Genomic DNA, 14,887 nt, shown 5'->3' on the forward strand with positions numbered 1-14,887 from the left:
GTTTCCCTCAGCCGGGCGTGTAGATGATGGAGCGGGAGCAGGGCGTGGCGGCGACGAATTGCACCACCTCGGCATCCTTCACCTGGCGCTCGCCGCATTGGCCGCGGATCTGCCGCACGGCCTCCACATTCAGCGCCCAGCCCTGCATGTAGGAGCAGGAGAGGTGCCCGCCATCCGTATTGGTCGGCAGCTTGCCGCCGAGGCGGAGCGTGCCGCCCTCGACGAAGGAACCGCTCTCGCCCTGGCCGCAGAAGCCGAGCCCTTCCAGGCTGAACAGCACGGTCGGCGAGAAATTGTCGTAGCACATCAGCGCATCGACATCCTGCGGCCCGACCCCGGCCATGCCATAGGTTTGCGCCGCGACGTCGCGCACCTCGTCATACCAGAAATTCAGATCGAAATTGGCGATGGAGCTTTGCCTGTAGGCCTCTCGCGCCCCGAAGCCGGAGATCAGCACCGGCTGCTGCTTCAGGTCGCGGGCGCGTTCCTTCGTCGTCAGGATCAGGCAGACGGCGCCGTCATTGATCAGGCAGTAATCCAGCAGCCGCAGCGGCTCGGTGATCGGCCGCGCCGCCTCATGGTCGTCGATGGTGATGGGCTGCTTCATCACCGCATCCGGGTTCAACCCCGCATGGTGACGGAAGGCGACCGAGACCTCGGCGAGCTGCCGCGTGGTGGTGCCGTAGAGCGCGCGATGGCGCTGGAACATCAGCGCATGCGCCGCACCGGGGGAGGTGAAGCCGAAGGGATCCCAGACACCAGGGCTTTCCTCGCCCCCATAATTCACCCGCCGCGACCGGCCGATATTGGCGTAGATCAGCGCCGCATAGTCGCAGAGCCCGGCTTCCAGCGCCGCCGCCGCCTCGATGATCGCCATGGCGGACATCCGGCCGTGCGGCGGGAATTGCACCGTCCAGCGCGGGGCGAGGCCAAGGATCTCGCCCATCCGCGCATAATAGGGCAGGCGGCAGACGCCGAGCCCATCCACCTTGTTCTTGTCCAGCCCGCAATCGGCGATGGCGCGGCGGAAGGCCTCCGCGCCCAGCCCGTAATCGTCGGTATGCGGGAAATTGCCGTAGGAGGTGTTGCCGACGCCGACGACGGCGATCCGGTCCTTCAGCTTGCGGAAATCGCTCATCGGCGTGCAGCCCTATTGCTGGAAATTCAGCTTCAGCCCCGGCTCCGGCCAGTGCATCTGGCCGAGCTTGCCCTCGCCGGAAAGCGTGATGGTCGCGGTGCGCATATCCGGCCCGCCGAAGCAGATATTGGTCGGGTGGGTGTCCGGCATCGCCACCTGGTCCAGCAGCCGCCCATCCGGGGCGAAGACCGTGATCTTTCCCGTCACCAGCGTGGCGATGCAGATATTGCCGGAGGCGGTGACCGCCAGGCTGTCGAAGCGCGAGAAGCCCGGCGCGCTGCCGAGATAGCGCCCGCCATGCGGCGAGGGGAAGGGCTGCTTCTTCAAGACGCCCGGGCTCTCGATGTCGAAGGCCCAGAGCCGCGCCGGCTCGGTATCCGCAACATAGACGGTCTTCTCGTCCGGGGAGAGGCCGACGCCGTTGGCGCTGAGGATCGGGTAGGCGATCTCCACCACGCGGGAGCCGTCCGGCATGGCGTAGTACAGCCCGCCATGGTCGCGCGAGGTGTGGTAGCGCTTGCCCAGATCGGTGAAGTAGAAGCCGCCATGCCGGTCGAACACCAGGTCGTTCGGCGCCGAGAGCTTGTGGCCGGCGACCTCCTTGTAGAGCAGCGTACGGGCGCCGGTCGCGGGATCGACCCGTTCCACGGAGCCGTATTCGTAGTCGTCGGACGGGCCCTGGCCCATGAAGCTGTCCGGCAGGTACTTGCTGCCGCCATTGTTGCAGAGGATGAGCGAGCCATCCGGCGCCCGCGCCAGCCCGTTCGGCCCGCCGCCCGGCTTGCCCAGGCGCGTCACCTTGCCGTCGACATCGACGCGCGTCACCCAGCCGCCATTGATCTCCGTCAGGATGATGGAGCCGTCCGCCATTGCCACCGGCCCTTCCGGGAAGCCGAGGCCGCTGGCCAGGATCTTGACGTCGCTCATCGCCGTTTCCCCCAAGCTGTTCTTCTTCGCCTATCGTCGCCGGATATGCCGCGCGGTCAAGCCGGGGTGCCGGCACCGCCGCGCCTGGACGCGACGCCGCCGCTCAGGCAGCATCGACCGCAACAATCCCGGAGGACCGTCCATGCTGCCCCGCCGCGCGCTGCCGCTGGCCCTTGCGCCGCTCCTCGCCACGCGCTCCGCCGCCGCCCAGGCGCCCTGGCCCGCCAAGCCGCTGCGCATGATCATTCCCTGGCCGCCCGGGCAGGCGACGGATGTCATCGGCCGGCTGATCGCCAATGTGCTGAGCGGGCCGCTCGGCCAGCCCGTGGTGCCGGAGAACCGGCCGGGCGCCGGCGGGATGATCGGCACGGACCTCGTCGCCAAGGGGCCGGCGGATGGGCATATGCTGCTCTCCGCCTCGATCGGGCCCATCACCTTCGGGCCGCTGGTGAACCGCACGCCCTATGACGTGGACAAGGAATTGGCGCCGGTCGTCTCCTTCGGCCTCGCCCCCTACATGCTGCTGGTGAAGCCGGGCTTCCCGGCCGCCGATGCCCGCGCCTTCGTGCGGCTGCTGAAGGCCAATCCGGGGAAGTACACCTACCCCTCCTCCGGCATCGGCGGGGCGCAGCATCTGCTGACGGCGGTGTTCAACGCCAAGGCGGGCATCGATGCGCTGCACATCCCCTTCCAGGGCAGTGGGCCGGCCCTCTCGGCGCTGCTGGCGGGGCAGGTGGACTACGCCATCGACACGCCGGCCGCCGCCAATGCGCTGGTGCGCGACGGCAGCCTGCGCGTGCTGGGGCAGAGCCTGGCGCAGCCCAGCGTCCTGCTGCCCGGCGTGCCGCCCCTGGCGGAGGCGGCGGAGGTGCCGGGCTACGATATCGGCGGCTGGAACGGGCTGATGGTGGCGGCCGGCACGCCGAAGCCGATCGTCGAGCGGCTGTTCGAGGAGGTGAAGACCGGCCTCGCCACGCCCGAGCTGCGCGAGCGCTTCGCCAGCATCGGCATGGAGGTGGCGCCGCGCGGGCCGGAGGAATTCGCGACCCAGCTCCGGGAGCTGCGGGCGCTGTTCCAGCCCTTGATCCGGCAACTCGGCATTCGGGCGGAATGACCCTTCGAGAGGGGCGTCGCGCCGTAAGGCGCGCCTTGCGGCGCGACCTCTCTCGACCTCTCCCCGCCAAAACCCGAAGGGCCTTTGGAACCCTTGAGTTTCGCCCCGTCGGGTCGAAGCCGCCGTCAGATCCTGGCCAGCACCTCGCCCTTGAAGCGCTCCATCTGCTCGGCGGCGAGGTCGGCATCGCGGCCCTCGAAATCGAAATCGAGGCCGGTCACGCCAAGCCGCCGCAGCGCCGCGATGTCCACCAGCACATTGTCGATGCTGCCGGTGAACAGCCGCCGATGGCCGTCGCTGGCCGGCGGCGCCGCCTGGCCATGCCGCTTCACCCGGTACACCACGCCGACCGAGGCCGGATCCCGCCCCGCCGCCGCCGCCAGCTTGCGCAGCTTCGCGATGCCCGCCTCCAGCCGCGGCAGCGTGTCCAGCAGATGTGCGTTGTTGCTGCCGATCGGGTACCAGGCATCCCCCACCCTGGCGGCGCGGCGCATGGACGGCCCGCTCTCGCCCCCCACCCAGATCGGCGGGTGCGGCTTCTGCACCGGCTTGGGGTCGAACACCAGATCCTGGTAGCGGACATATTTCCCGGCGATGGCCGGCTTCTCCTGCGTCCACAGGGCGCGGAAGGCGTCCAGATACTCATCCGTCACCGCGCCGCGCTCGGCGAAGGGCGTCACCGCCACGGTTTCCAGCTCCGGCTGCAGCCAGCCGGCGCCGACGCCGACCGTCAGCCGCCCGCCGGAGAGCACGTCCAGCGTCGCCAGCATCTTCGCCGCCAGCACCGCCGGCCGGTGCGGCACCACCAGCACCGCCAGCACCAGGCGGATGCGCTCGGTCTTCGCCGCTACCCAGGCGGCGGCGGTCAATTGCTCATGCCGCCGCCCCGGCTCCGGTGAGTAGAAGGCACCGCTCTCCGAATAGGGGTAGCCGGGCACGCTGGTATCCGGCAGCACCACATGGTCGGTCAGCGTCAGGTAGTCGAAGCCGATCCGCTCGCCGAGCTGCGCCATGCGCTGCATCGTGGCAGGCGCGGCCATCGGCCCGCTGACCGGCAGGTTGAACCCGATCAACATCGCTCGCTTCCTCCCGTGGTCTTTATCCGCCAGCCTGCCGGAACCGGGGACCGCCGTCACCCCCTGTTGCGCGGGACCAAACCCTGTCAGGATCGGTCCGGAAGCGGCCGGCACCAAGCCGGCGGCGACGGGAAACGTATCAAGCATGCTGCACGGCCGGGCCCTGCGGCGGGAAAGGCGCGCGCGATGGATGCGCTGATCCTGCTCGAGAACACGCTGAATGCCTGCGTCGCGGGCCTCGTCATCGGCTGCATCTACGGGTTGATGTGCGTCGGGCTCAGCCTGATCTTCGGCATCATGCGGGTGGTGAATTTCGCCCAGGGCGACCTGCTGATGCTGGGCGCCTATGCCGCCTTCTACCTGGTGGTGGGCTGGGGCGTGCTGGCCTTCCTCGGCCCCAACACCGCGCCCTTCGTCGCGGCGGTGCTGGCCGGGCCCATCATCTTCGCCCTGGGCTGGGTGCTGCACCGCTTCCTGCTCGCCCGGGTCTCCGGCCTGCGCACCGCCGGCAGCCTGGATGAGGGGCATTTCGGCCAGCTCATCGTCACCCTCGGCGTGGCGCTCATCCTGCAGAATGGCGGGCAGATCCTGTTCGGCTCCACGCCGCGGGCGGTGACGACGCCGCTTTCCTCCTCCGCCTGGCTGATCGAGATCGGCATCGGCGACACCACCATCTTCCTGAACAAGGCGCGGCTGATCGCCTGCCTGCTCTCCATCGCCGCCGTCATCGGGCTCTGGCTGCTGCTGGACCGCACCAGGCTCGGCCGGGCGCTGCGGGCGGCGGCGGACAACCCGACGGCCGCGACCTATATGGGCATCGACGTGGACCGGGCGCACCGCATCGCCTTCGCCCTCGGCAGCGGCGTCACCGCCATCGCCGGCGGGCTGGTCGCCACCTACCTCTCCTTCACGCCCTTCATGGGGCTGGATTTCGTCGTCATCATGTATGCCGGCGTGGTGCTGGGGGGCATGGGCAGCCTGCTCGGCGCCTTCTGGGGCGGCGTCACCATCGGTTTCGTGCAGCAATTCTCGGCCCTGGCGCTGCCGCCGCAGCTGCAGAACGCGGCGATCTTCGTGGTCTTCCTGCTGATCGTCGTGCTCAGGCCGCAGGGGCTGTTCGGCCGTTCGGCGGATCGCGCATGAGGCCCGGTGCGCTTCCCCGCCTCCGCCGCGACGCGCTGGTCTTCGCCGCGCTGCTGGCGGTCTACCTGCTGCTCTCCGGGCTCGTCACCAACAGCTACTACCAGCTGATGCTGACCCTGGTGCCGATCTGGGCGGTGATGGGGCTCTCCTGGAACCTCTTCTCCGGCTATGTCGGGCTCATCAGCTTCGGCCATGCGGTGTTCTTCGGCATCGGCGCCTTCACCGTCGCCCACAGCATGGGCGGCTGGGGGCTGACGCCCTGGCTCGGCATCCCGCTCGGCACGCTGTTCGGGGCCGTCGCCGCGGTGTTCATCGGCCTGCCGACCTTCCGGCTGCGCGGGCATTACTTCGCCCTCTCCATGCTCGCCTTCCCGCTGGTGCTGCTCTACGTCGCGCAATTCCTCGGCTGGCAGGAGGTCTCGCTGCCGATGCAGCGGGAGGCGCCGCTGCTCTGGCTGCAATTCACCGATCCGCGCGGCTTCACCTGGGTGGCGCTCGGGCTGCTCGTCCTCGCCTTCGGCATCTCCCTCGCCGTCGAGAATTCCCGCTTCGGCCTGACCCTGATGGCGATCCGGCAGAATGAGCTGGCGGCCGAGGCCTCCGGCGTCAATCTCCGGCGCTGGAAGATGGCGGCGCTGGTGCTCAGCGGCGGCATCGCCGCGGCGGCGGGCGGGCTCTATGCCTGCATCCTGCTGGTGGTGACGCCGGAGGCGGTGTTCGGCATGCTCACCTCGGCCCAGGCGCTGACGGTCGCGCTGTTCGGCGGCGTCGGCACCGTCTGGGGGCCGCTGGTCGGCGCCGCGGTGCTGATCCCGCTGGCGGAGACGCTGCATGCCGAGCTGGGCAATGTCATCCCCGGCATCCAGGGCGTGGTCTATGGCGTCGCCATCATCGGCGTCATGCTGCTGGCGCCGGAGGGGGTGTTCTGGACGCTGCGCGACCGCTTCGCCCGCCCCGCCGTGCCGCCGCCACCGCCCCTGCGCAGCCCGGCGCCGCTCCGCGTCCCGCCGGCCGGCGCCGGGCCGCTGCTGCGCGTCGAGGGCATCGGCAAGAGCTTCGGCGGGCTGCGTGCGGTGGACGGCGTTTCCTTCGAGGTCGCGCCGGGAGAGATCCTCGGCATCATCGGCCCGAACGGCGCCGGCAAGACGACGCTGTTCAACCTGGTGAACGGCGTGCTGCCGGCCGATAGCGGCACCGCCTGGCTGGATGGCGAGAAGATCACCGGCCGCAAGCTGCACGCCATCTGCCGCATGGGGGTGGGGCGCACCTTTCAGGTGGTGCGCAGTTTTCCGAGATTGCCGCTGCTGGATAACGTGCTGATCGGGGCCTACGGCGCCGGCCTCACCGGCGCGGCGGCCACCGCCGCGGCGGAGGATGCGCTGGCCCGCGTCGGGCTGTCCGCCCAGGCGGCGCGGCCGGCCGGGCAGCTCACCAACAAGGGGCTGCGGCTGATGGAGCTGGCCCGGGCGCTCGCCGGCCAGCCGCGCCTCCTGCTGCTGGACGAGACGCTGGCCGGCCTCGGCCGCGAGGAATGCGAGGAGGTGCTGGCAGTGCTGCGGCGGCTGCGTGAGGAGGGCATGACCATCGTCATCATCGAGCACACCATGCATGCCATGCTGAAGCTCGCCGACCGCTTCGTCGTCATCGACCGCGGCCGCAAGCTGGCGGAGGGCGCGCCGCGGCTGGTGGTGGAGGATGCGGCGGTGATCGAGGCCTATCTCGGCCGCAAATGGCTGGCGAAGACATGCTCGACATAACCGGACTCTCCGTCGCCTATGGCGGCCTCCGCGCCCTTTCCGGCGTTTCGCTGCTGGTGGAGGAGGGGCAATTCGTCACCGTGGTCGGGCCGAACGGCGCCGGCAAATCCACGCTGTTCAAGGCGATTTCCGGCATCGTCAGGCCGGAGGCGGGCGGCATCCGCTTCGCCGGGGAGGATCTGCTGGCGCGGCCGGCGGCGGCGCGGGCGCATCTCGGCATCGCCCATGTCCCGGAAGGCCGGCAGGTCTTCAAGAACCTGACGGTGCGCGAGAATATCGAGATGGGCGCCTATCCCGAGGCGGGGCGGCAGCGCTGGGCGGAGACGCTGGAGCGTATCCACAGCCTCTTCCCCATCCTGGCGCAGCGCGAAAGCCAGCTTGCCGGCACGCTGTCCGGCGGCGAGCAGCAGATGCTGGCCATCGCCCGCGGCCTCGCCTCCGCGCCGCGGCTGCTGATGCTGGACGAGCCCTCCATGGGCCTGGCGCCGGCCGTTGCCGACATGATCTTCGACCGCATTTCGCAGATCCACCGGGAGGCCGGCCTCACCATCCTGCTGGTGGAGCAGCGCGTGGCGGAGGCGCTGGAGCTGGCCGACCGCGGCTATGTGCTGGAGACCGGCCGCATCGTGCTGGAGGGGCCGTACCAGACGCTGCTCAGCGACGACCGCGTCCGCCGCTCCTATCTCGGGATCGGTGAGGAAGACTGACCACGACCAGGGGGAGGAACGACATGACGAGCAACATCACCCGCCGCGATGCGCTGGCGCTTGGTGCCGGCGCCGGCGCCGTCACGCTGGGCGGCCGCCGCGCCCGCGCCCAGGCGCCGTCCGAGGTGAAGGTCGCGCTGCTGGCGCCCATCTCCGGCCCCTGGGCGCGCCAGGGGCTGCTGATGAAGATGGGCGCGGAGATGGCGATCGACGACATCAACGCCGCCGGCGGCGTGCGCTCGCTGGGCGGGGCGAAGATGAAGCTGGTCATCTACGATGCCGGCGACAGCACGGAGAAGGCGAAGAACGCCGCCCAGCGCCTGGTGGCGCAGGAGCCCGACCTGGCCGGCGGCACCGGCGCCTGGCTCTCCTCCTTCACCCTGGCAGTGACCGAGGTGACCGAGCGGGCCGAGATTCCCTGGCTGACCCTCTCCTATGCCGACAGCCTGACCAGCCGCGGCTTCCGCTACATCTTCCAATCCTCGCCGACCAATGACAACCAAGCCATCGCGATCCTGCCGACCCTGATGCAGCTCGCCGAGCGGGCCACCGGCAAGAAGCCGACGCGCCTCGGCATGATTTCCGACAGCACCGCCTCGCCGCAGAGCTTCGTGCGGCCGGTGCGCGCCACGGAAGCCGCCAAGCACGGGCTGCGCATCGTGGTGGACGAGACCTTCACCCCGCCGCTCTCCGACGCCACGCCGCTGATCCAGAAGGTGCGCAGCGCGCGGCCGGATTTCCTGCTGGTGATCGCCACCAACGTCCCGGACGACAAGCTGCTGGTGGAGAAGCTGAACGAATACGGCCTCGGCCAGGCGAAGCTGCCGACCATCGGCAATGGCGGCCATATGGCGGTGCCGGAGCTGGTGCAGCTCACCAGCCCGCAGATCCTGGAAGGGCTGATGGTCTGCATGGCCAATTGGCCGGGCAAGGACCAGGACGCGCTGGTGACCCGCTTCAAGGAGCGCACCAGGGAGCCCTGGATGGGCCATGACAGCATCTTCCCCTACGCGCATATGATGATCCTCCGCGAGGCGATGGAGCGCGCCGGCTCCGCCGACCGGAAGAAGGTGGCGGAGGCGATCCGCGCCTTCGACATCCGCAATGAGGGCCCGGCGCTGTTCTTCCCCAGCAAGCGGCTGAAATACGATGAGCGCGGCCGGCTGGTGGATGCGCAGCTCGTCACCGTGCAGTGGAAGGGCGGCGTGCCGCAGGTGGTGGATCCGCCCTCCATGGCGGTCGCCGAAGCCTACTGGCCGAAAGGGTAGGGGCCACCACGCGCCAGGCCCCTTCGGGGACCACCTGCTGCCGCCGGGCACCGCCTGCCCGGCGCCGGAGGTTACGGGGCGGGGCATGCCGTCCCGCCCGGCGGCCGCCCTCTGCGGTGCGATGGACATTCGGTCGCCGTTGCGGCTTCTCCGTAACGGGTCCGAGTGGTACAATTCGTAAATCGTAAATGTGCCGGGGGCATCGCATGCGGGCGACCCGAACGACGGGTGGGCTGAGGGTCCATGCGGTGGCGGGGACCTATGTCGTGATGCTCGGCATGAGCCTGCCCCGGGCCGATTGCGGCGGGCTGCTGGGCTTCTCGATCCACCGTATCGACCATAAGGCCGGCACGGCGCGCTACCTGGAGGGGATGAAGACCTTCGCCGAAACCGATCCCGGCTTCCCGGCCGGCGCCGCCTACCCGACCGACCGGCACCCGATCCAGAGCTTCCAATGGGCGGATTATTCCGCCCTGCCGGGGCGGCGATACACCTACACCGTCACCGCGCTGAAGGGTACGCCGCGTAACCTCCTCCGCCACGCCGCGACGGAGATCTTCATCACGACCGAAAGCCCGGAGGGGGGCACCCACGACGTCTATTTCAACCGCGGGGTCGCCGCGTCGCAGGAATATGTCCGGCGCTTCGGCAACCGGGCGCCGGAGCAGGTCGCCAACGACCAGGCCTTCATCTGGCTGTCGCGCGGCCTTTACGAGGCCATGGTCGGCTTCGTGGAAAGCGCCGTGCCCGGCAGGCATGCGCTGCGGATCGCCGCCTATGAATTCCACTACCGGCCCTTCCTCCAGGTGGTGAAGGCCGCGATCGACCGCGGCGTCGACGTCCGCATCATCTATGATGCCAGGAAGGCCCAGCCCCGCGACGATAACCGCAAGGCCGTCAGGGAGATCGGCCTGCGGGCGGCCTGCACCGAGCGCCAGGCCAACCCCTCGGCGATCGCCCATAACAAGTTCATCGTGAAGCTGGAGTCCGGGCGGCCGGTCGCCGTATGGACCGGCGGCACGAATTTTTCCGAAGGCGGCATCTTCGGCCACTCCAATGTCGCCCATCTGGTCGAGGAGCCGGCCGTGGCGGCCAGGTTCCTCGATTACTGGAACGCGCTCGAGGCCGACCCGCCGTCGCGGGAGCTGCGCCCCGCCATCGAGGCGATGACGCCGCTGCCGGCCCTGCCGCTGCCGGCCGGAACGAGCGTGATCTTCAGCCCGCGGCCGAATCTCGACGCGCTCGCCTGGTATGCCGATCTGGCGAGGCAGGGCCGCGAGGGCCTCCTCATGACCTTCGCCTTCGGCATGCATGACGTCTTCAAGGAGGTCTACCGGACGGCGCAGGCGCCCTTTCGGCTGGCCCTCCTCGAACGCAAGACCCGGCCGATGGGCAAGGACGATCCGAAGCGGGCGGCGGAGGAGCAGGCGATCCAGCAGCTCCGCAACATGCCGGAGAACACCTTTGCCATCGGCGCGCTGATCGCCACGAACCAGATCGATGGCTGGGTGAAGGAGCGCCTGTCGGGGCTGAACAGCAATGTCAGGTATGTCCACAACAAGTTCATGCTGGTGGACCCGCTGTCCAGCCACCCGGTGGTCGTGGCCGGTTCCGCGAATTTCAGCGACGCCTCGACCGATGAGAACGACGAGAACATGATCGTCGTCGCCGGCAATACGCGCGTCGCCGATATCTATCTTGGCGAGTTCATGCGGCTCTACAGCCACCATGCATTCCGGGAGTCGCTGCAATGGCGGCGGCCGGAGGCGCCGCCGAAGCCGCTGAGCACCGAGGGCTGGTGGCAGGATTATTTCGGCGATACCGAACGCTCCGTCCGCCGCCGTTTCTTCGCCCGCCTGCCGGCGACCGCCTGAGGCCCCGGCCCACCCCGCCGAGGAACGGCACCGGGCGCACGAGGCCCAGGCAACAGAACCCGTCGGAAGCGAGGAAGCTAGTCGATCCGCCGCGGCAGCCAGCCATCGCGGCGACGGCTCAAAATGGCTCGCCGGGACCGACGATGCCGCGAACTACAGGTACGATATCCCACGCCACATTACGCCACAACCCACTGAGCGGGTGCGTAAGCGGGATCGGGATCGCGCCGAGCGGATCAGGCTGGCCGGCGGTCCAAAGCCGAGCTTGCGGGATGGGGTGGGATTCGAACCCACGGTAGGCTTGCACCTACGGCGGTTTTCAAGACCGCTGCCTTAAGCCACTCGGCCACCCATCCAAGGCGCCTCGCCCTGGTATCGCAAAGCCGGGGGAACGGCCAGTGCGCCCACCTGCTCAACCCCCTTCCTCCTCCGCCGCTCCGAAGCGGTAGCCGATCCCCGGTTCCGTCCGGATCAGCCCGGCCGCCTTCCCCAATTTCTGCCGCAGATGCCCGATATAGACGCGCAGATACTGCGCATCCTCCAGATGCGCCGGCCCCCACACGGCGGTCAGGAGCTGCCGCTGGGTGACCACGCGGCCCTCGCCGGCCCGGGCCAGGGCGGCCAGCAGATCCCATTCCCGCGGCGTCAGCTTCAGCGGCGCCTGGCCCTCCAGCCGCGCGGTGCGGCGGGCGAAATCCACCTCCAGGGGCCCGCTGCGCACCACCGCCGCCGGGGCCGCGCCGCCGCCGCGCCGCAGCACCGCCCGCAGCCGGGCCAGCAGCTCCGCCAGGGCGAAGGGCTTCTCGACGTAGTCATCGGCCCCGGCATCCAGCGCCGCCACCTTCTCCGCCTCCTGGTCGCGGGCGGAGAGGATGACGATCGGCGCGGCGGTGAAGCCGCGCAGCCGAGGGATCAGCCCCTTGCCATCCATGTCGGGCAGGCCGAGATCAAGCAGGATCAGCGCCGGCGCCTCCTCCGCCGCGCGCTTCAGCCCTTCCGCCCCGGTTTCCGCCCGCAGCGGCGCGTAGCCGGAGGCCGCGAGCGCCGGGGCGAGGAAGCGGTGGATCTGCGGCTCGTCGTCGATGACGAGTACCCGGGGGGCGGCCAGCTCGCTCATGCGCCCTCGCTCATCTTCCCGGGAAGCGCAGGGTCATGCGGGTGCCCCTGCCATCCGGCGTCAGCGGGCTTTCGGCGGCAATCCGCCCGCCCATGGCCTGCACCAGCCCGCGGCAGATGGCCAAGCCCAGCCCGCTGCCGGCGGCGATGCGGTCCGCCCGCCGGGCGCGGAAGAAGGGGTCGAAGACCAGCCGCAGCTCGTCGCGTGGAATGCCCGGCCCGTCATCCTCGATGGCGATCATCACCTCCGCCCCTTCCCGCCGCGCCCGCGCCGTCACCTGGCCCGCCGGCCCGGAGAATTTCAGCGCATTGTCCAGCAGATTGGCCAGCACCTGGTCCAGCAGGGCAGGATCCAGCCGTGGGACGATGGGCCGGCCTGGCGCCTCCACCGCGATCCGCCGTCCCGCGGTGCGGCCGGCCCGGGCGGCGGCGGTCTCCAGCGCCTCGGTCAGTTCCACCACCTCCCGCCGCGGCTGGATCTGGCGGTTCTCGATCCGCACCATGTCGAGGATGTTGCCGATCCAGCGGGTCAGCCTTTCGGTCTCCTCCTCGGCGGCGGCCAGCAGATCCGCCCGCACCGGCTCCGGCAGGCCCGGCCCGGCGCCGCGCAGCGTGCCGATGGCGCCGCGGATGGCGGTGAGCGGCGTCTTCAGATCATGCCCCAGCGAGGTGAGCAGGGCGGTGCGCAGCGCCTCCGTCTCCGCCCGTGCCTCGTCCCGGGCACGCTCCTCCATCAGCTCCGCCCGTTCCAGAGCAACGGCCGCCTGATCCAGCAGCGCCGCCAGCGCCCGGTCTGCCTCGCCTTCCAGCCGGCGCTCCGGCGGCTGCAGCCCGACCAGCCCGGCGATGCCCCTGGCGGTGCGCATGGGGCGGAATTGCCAGGCGGCTTCGGGCAGGGTGTCGGTGCCCCGCCCCGCCGGCTTGCCCTGTGCCATGGCCCAGCGGGCGGCGGCCATGCTGGCCTCGTCCGGCGTGGCCTCCAACGGCACCGCGGCGCGCAGCACCGGCTCCGGCACCGTCTCGCCCGGCAAGGGGGGCAGGGGCAGCAGCACGCAGGCCGGCCCGCCGGCGATGCGGGAGGCTTCCTCGGCAATGGCCTGCACCAGATCCGCCTTGTCCCCCGGCGCGCCCAGCCGGCGGCTGAATTCCACCAGCCGCCGCAGCCCCAGCAGCCGCGCCTGTGCTGCCCGCACGGAACGCCCGAGCCCCCCCGCCGTGCCGGCCAGCAGCAGTGCCACCAGGGCGAAGACCGCCACGCCCACCACATCCTGCGGGCTGGCGATCGCCAGCTCGTAGCGCGGCGGCAGGAACAGGTAATTCCAGGCGAGGAAGCCGAGCAGCGCCGCCAGCCCCCCCTGCAGCGGCCCGAACCCCACCGCGGCGGCGACGATCGGCACCAGATAGACCATGCCGAGCGCGCCTTCCGGCACGTCCTGCTCCACCGCCAGCGCCACGAAGGTGGCGGCGGCGACCAGCCCCGGCGTGGCGGCCCAGCCCAGCCAGGGCGGGACGCCGCGCGGCTCGGGCGGCGGAAGCGGCCGGGCGCCGGGCAGCGGCACCAAATGCAGGGTGAAATCCGTGGCCTGCCGCAGCAGACGGGCAGAGAGCGTCCGGCCCAGCGCCCGCCGCCACCAGGGCGGGCGGCCGCGCCCCATCACCAGATGCGCCACGTTGCGTGCCCGGGCTTCCCGCAGGATGGCACCGGGCAAATCCCCCGCCACCACCGTCTCCGCCAGCGCCCCCAGCCTCTCCGCCAGGCGCAGCGCCGGGCCCGGGTCGCCCGCCTCGCGCCCGGTCGGCCGCTCCACATGCAGCGCCACCAGCGGCGCCTTCAGCGCATCGGCGATGCGCCGCGCCGCCCGCACCACCTGCTCTGCCGCCGGGTCCGGGCCCACCAGCGCCATCACCCGCTCGCCGGCCGGCCAGGGGCCGGCGATGGCATTGGCGCGCATATAGGAGGTGACGTCGGCATCGACGCGTTCCGCCACCCGGCGCAGCGCCATCTCCCGCAGCGCCGCCAGATTGCCCTCGCGGAAGAAGCCGCGCAGCGCCCTTCCGGCCTGGTCCGGCCGGTACACCTTGCCCTGGCGCAGCCGCTCGATGAGTTCGGCCGGCGGGATGTCGATCAGCTCCACCGCATCCGCCTCGGCCAGCACGCGGTCCGGGACGGTTTCCGCGACGCGCACGCCGGTGACGCGGGCGACGGCCTCGGAGAGGCTTTCGAGATGCTGGACGTTCATCGTGGTCCAGACCTCGATGCCTGCCTCGCGCAGCTCCGCCACATCCTGCCAGCGCTTGGGGTGGCGGCTGCCGGGGGCATTGCTGTGCGCCAGCTCGTCCAGCAGCAGGATGCCGGGGCGGCGGGCGAGGGCGGCGTCGAGGTCGAATTCCTCGATCACCTGGCCGCGATGCGCGAGGCGGGCGCGCGGCAGCACGGGCAGGGGGCCGATCGCCGCCTCGGTCTCCGCCCTGCCATGGGTCTCGACGATGCCGATCAGCACGCCCGCGCCGCCCGCCTGGCGCCGGCGGGCCTCGGCCAGCATCTCGAAGGTCTTGCCCACCCCCGGCGCGGCACCGAGAAAAACCTTCAGCCGCCCGCGCCCCTCCTGGCGCGCCAGGGCGAGCAGGGCGTCCGGATCGGGGCGGGGGGGCTCCTCTGGCATCGGGCGGTGGTTAGCAGGCGGGCCTCGCCGGCGCTGCGGATTTTATGCGGTTTTTATGCCCCGCCCCGGCCTCTCGCATGGCGGCTTTACGCGCCGCGCCCCTA

General features: G+C 70.7%; 11 protein-coding genes and 1 tRNA gene. 6 read left to right on the forward strand and 6 right to left on the reverse strand.

Annotation, left to right across the window (positions count from 1 at the left end):
* Positions 1–7: 7 nt before the first annotated feature.
* Together E5N76_RS08930 and E5N76_RS08935 are read right to left on the reverse strand one after the other, a co-directional pair.
* On the reverse strand, positions 8–1,138 hold the full coding sequence (locus E5N76_RS08930; RefSeq protein ID WP_149536945.1) for a thiolase family protein: 1,131 nt from the start codon (positions 1,136–1,138) through the stop codon (positions 8–10).
* 12 nt (positions 1,139–1,150) lie between these two features.
* Positions 1,151–2,065: an SMP-30/gluconolactonase/LRE family protein gene (locus tag E5N76_RS08935; RefSeq protein WP_149536946.1), complete on the reverse strand. Its 915-nt coding sequence runs from the start codon at positions 2,063–2,065 to the stop codon at positions 1,151–1,153.
* 142 nt (positions 2,066–2,207) lie between these two features.
* Here E5N76_RS08935 and E5N76_RS08940 point away from each other — a divergent pair, with 142 nt between their 5' ends.
* Positions 2,208–3,179, forward strand: a complete 972-nt coding sequence (locus E5N76_RS08940) for a Bug family tripartite tricarboxylate transporter substrate binding protein (protein ID WP_187830069.1) — start codon at positions 2,208–2,210, stop codon at positions 3,177–3,179.
* A 125-nt stretch (positions 3,180–3,304) separates the two neighbouring features.
* On the opposite strand, the gene E5N76_RS08945 is transcribed toward E5N76_RS08940, so the two are convergent.
* On the reverse strand, positions 3,305–4,255 hold the full coding sequence (locus E5N76_RS08945; RefSeq protein WP_187830070.1) for a TIGR03619 family F420-dependent LLM class oxidoreductase: 951 nt from the start codon (positions 4,253–4,255) through the stop codon (positions 3,305–3,307).
* 186 nt (positions 4,256–4,441) lie between these two features.
* On the opposite strand from E5N76_RS08945, the gene E5N76_RS08950 reads away from it, so the two are divergent.
* The 5 genes from E5N76_RS08950 (at position 4,442) to E5N76_RS08970 (ending at position 11,004) form a co-directional block, all read left to right on the forward strand.
* Positions 4,442–5,398: a branched-chain amino acid ABC transporter permease gene (locus E5N76_RS08950; RefSeq protein WP_149536949.1), complete on the forward strand. Its 957-nt coding sequence runs from the start codon at positions 4,442–4,444 to the stop codon at positions 5,396–5,398.
* The gene (locus E5N76_RS08955) at positions 5,395–7,155 is read left to right on the forward strand and encodes a branched-chain amino acid ABC transporter ATP-binding protein/permease (protein WP_149536950.1); all 1,761 of its coding nucleotides are present in this window, start codon (positions 5,395–5,397) and stop codon (positions 7,153–7,155) included. The genes E5N76_RS08950 and E5N76_RS08955 overlap by 4 nt, the downstream gene beginning before the upstream one ends.
* On the forward strand, positions 7,143–7,862 hold the full coding sequence (locus E5N76_RS08960; RefSeq protein ID WP_149536951.1) for an ABC transporter ATP-binding protein: 720 nt from the start codon (positions 7,143–7,145) through the stop codon (positions 7,860–7,862). Before E5N76_RS08955 ends, E5N76_RS08960 begins: the two co-directional genes overlap by 13 nt.
* 23 nt (positions 7,863–7,885) lie before the next feature.
* On the forward strand, positions 7,886–9,130 hold the full coding sequence (locus E5N76_RS08965) for an ABC transporter substrate-binding protein (protein ID WP_149536952.1): 1,245 nt from the start codon (positions 7,886–7,888) through the stop codon (positions 9,128–9,130).
* Positions 9,131–9,336: 206 nt separating this feature from the next.
* Positions 9,337–11,004: a phospholipase D-like domain-containing protein gene (locus E5N76_RS08970; RefSeq protein ID WP_149536953.1), complete on the forward strand. Its 1,668-nt coding sequence runs from the start codon at positions 9,337–9,339 to the stop codon at positions 11,002–11,004.
* A gap of 269 nt (positions 11,005–11,273) precedes the next feature.
* On the opposite strand, the gene E5N76_RS08975 is transcribed toward E5N76_RS08970, so the two are convergent.
* The 3 genes from E5N76_RS08975 to E5N76_RS31000 form a co-directional block, all read right to left on the reverse strand.
* Positions 11,274–11,360, reverse strand: a tRNA-Ser gene (locus E5N76_RS08975).
* 56 nt (positions 11,361–11,416) lie between these two features.
* A complete protein-coding gene (locus E5N76_RS08980; protein ID WP_149536954.1) occupies positions 11,417–12,121 on the reverse strand; it encodes a response regulator in 705 nt (234 codons plus the stop codon).
* 10 nt (positions 12,122–12,131) lie between these two features.
* On the reverse strand, positions 12,132–14,783 hold the full coding sequence (locus E5N76_RS31000; RefSeq protein WP_149536955.1) for a sensor histidine kinase: 2,652 nt from the start codon (positions 14,781–14,783) through the stop codon (positions 12,132–12,134).
* Positions 14,784–14,887: the final 104 nt, after the last annotated feature.

The organism is Siccirubricoccus phaeus (genome assembly GCF_008360935.1).
Taxonomy (GTDB): Bacteria; Pseudomonadota; Alphaproteobacteria; order Acetobacterales; family Acetobacteraceae; genus Siccirubricoccus; species Siccirubricoccus phaeus.

Bases quoted from the DNA above. Each gene is read 5' to 3' on its own strand.
- E5N76_RS08965 (WP_149536952.1), top strand. From the start codon at position 7,886: ATGACGAGCAACATCACCCGCCGCGATGCGCTGGCGCTTGGTGCCGGC.
- E5N76_RS08955 (WP_149536950.1), top strand. From the start codon at position 5,395: ATGAGGCCCGGTGCGCTTCCCCGCCTCCGCCGCGACGCGCTGGTCTTC.
- E5N76_RS08960 (WP_149536951.1), top strand. From the start codon at position 7,143: ATGCTCGACATAACCGGACTCTCCGTCGCCTATGGCGGCCTCCGCGCC.
- E5N76_RS08970 (WP_149536953.1), top strand. From the start codon at position 9,337: ATGCGGGCGACCCGAACGACGGGTGGGCTGAGGGTCCATGCGGTGGCG.
- E5N76_RS08945 (WP_187830070.1), bottom strand. From the start codon at position 4,255: ATGTTGATCGGGTTCAACCTGCCGGTCAGCGGGCCGATGGCCGCGCCT.
- E5N76_RS08950 (WP_149536949.1), top strand. From the start codon at position 4,442: ATGGATGCGCTGATCCTGCTCGAGAACACGCTGAATGCCTGCGTCGCG.
- E5N76_RS31000 (WP_149536955.1), bottom strand. From the start codon at position 14,783: ATGCCAGAGGAGCCCCCCCGCCCCGATCCGGACGCCCTGCTCGCCCTG.
- E5N76_RS08980 (WP_149536954.1), bottom strand. From the start codon at position 12,121: ATGAGCGAGCTGGCCGCCCCCCGGGTACTCGTCATCGACGACGAGCCG.
- E5N76_RS08935 (WP_149536946.1), bottom strand. From the start codon at position 2,065: ATGAGCGACGTCAAGATCCTGGCCAGCGGCCTCGGCTTCCCGGAAGGG.
- E5N76_RS08940 (WP_187830069.1), top strand. From the start codon at position 2,208: ATGCTGCCCCGCCGCGCGCTGCCGCTGGCCCTTGCGCCGCTCCTCGCC.
- E5N76_RS08930 (WP_149536945.1), bottom strand. From the start codon at position 1,138: ATGAGCGATTTCCGCAAGCTGAAGGACCGGATCGCCGTCGTCGGCGTC.